The sequence below is a fragment of the Pseudomonas sp. SJZ078 genome, from assembly GCF_007828255.1.
GTDB lineage: Bacteria > Pseudomonadota > Gammaproteobacteria > Pseudomonadales > Pseudomonadaceae > Aquipseudomonas.
The window spans coordinates 1-1,175 of sequence record NZ_VIUG01000083.1 but is presented as its reverse complement, the minus strand read 5'-3'; the positions used below and the strand labels follow the sequence as shown (position 1 = coordinate 1,175).

Below are 1,175 nucleotides of genomic sequence, written 5' to 3'. Positions count from 1 at the left end.
AACTCGGTTTTCTCCAGCAAATGCCCATTGAGGTCGTAGGCATAGGCGGTGCGTTGGCCGTCGAAGCCGATTTGCTGTCGGATCAGGCCGCTGGGGGTGTAGTCCAGCTGATAGGTTTCGCCGGATTCGTTCTCGATTTCCGTCAGCAGCAGCCGCGCCGAGTCGTAGCGGTACTTCAGCGTGCTGCCGTCGGGATTGACGCGACGGCTGACCAGGTGCAGGTCGTCGGCGTATTCGTAGCGGGTGACGCGGCCCTGTTCGTCGCGTTCGGCGGTGATCTTGCCGTAGGCGTTGTAGGTCCAGGCTCGGGTAGCACCAGAGGGCAAGGTGGTCTGCAGCAGCCGGCCCACGGCGTCCCATTGGTAGTGCGTCACCCCGCCGTGTTCGTCCTGGCGGCTCAGCAAGCGTCCCAGGACGTCGTAGGCAAAAACCCGCTGGCTGCCGTCAGGCAGGGTTTCTTCCGTCAGTTGGCCGAGCCGGTTCCAGGCGAAGCGGTGTTCGCTGGCGTCCGGGTAGTGGATCGACAGCAACTGCCCGTGGGCATCGTAGGCATAGCGGGTGCGCTGTTGATCCGGGTCGATGACCTCGATCACCTCGCCCCGGGCGTTGCGCCGGTAGGTCCACACGGCCTTGCCACGGGCGCGGGCGTGCAGGAAACCGTTGCGGTACTCGTAGGACGTGGGCGCGTCTTCGGGCGGAATCAGCGCCACCAGGCGTCCGACTTCGTCGTAGTGGTATTCGGTGACGGCGCCCAGCGGGTCCTGTTCGGCAATCAGCCGGCCCTGTGCGTCGTAGGCCTTGAGGTGTTCGCCACCGTCGGGCTCGACCTTGCGCACCAGCCGCGCCCGGTCGTCGTGAACATAGGTCTCTTCGCTGCCGTCGAGGTGCCGGACCGTGACGCTGCCGTCCTCGCCCCAGCTGTAATGCGTGTCCATCTGCGCGAACGAGGCCCAGTGCCGCACGCAGCGGGCCGCCTGCCCGGTGCCCTGCCATTCCCAGAAAAAGCTTGCGCCGCCGGCCAGTTGCCGCTGGAGGATGACGTGCCCGTCGTCGTAGTCGTAGCGCTCGCTTTCGCCGGCGGCGTTGGTCGCTTCGATCAGCCGCGAGCGCGCGTCGTAGCGATAGGTCGCCAGGGTCTGTTCGGTGCGCCAGGCCTCGTCCAGGGTGGGCGCCGG

1 pseudogene is annotated in these 1,175 nt (G+C 66.6%); it reads right to left on the bottom strand.

Annotation, left to right across the window (positions count from 1 at the left end):
• Nucleotides 1-1,175, bottom strand: a pseudogene (locus FBY02_RS28010) (RHS repeat protein); the annotation flags it as partial.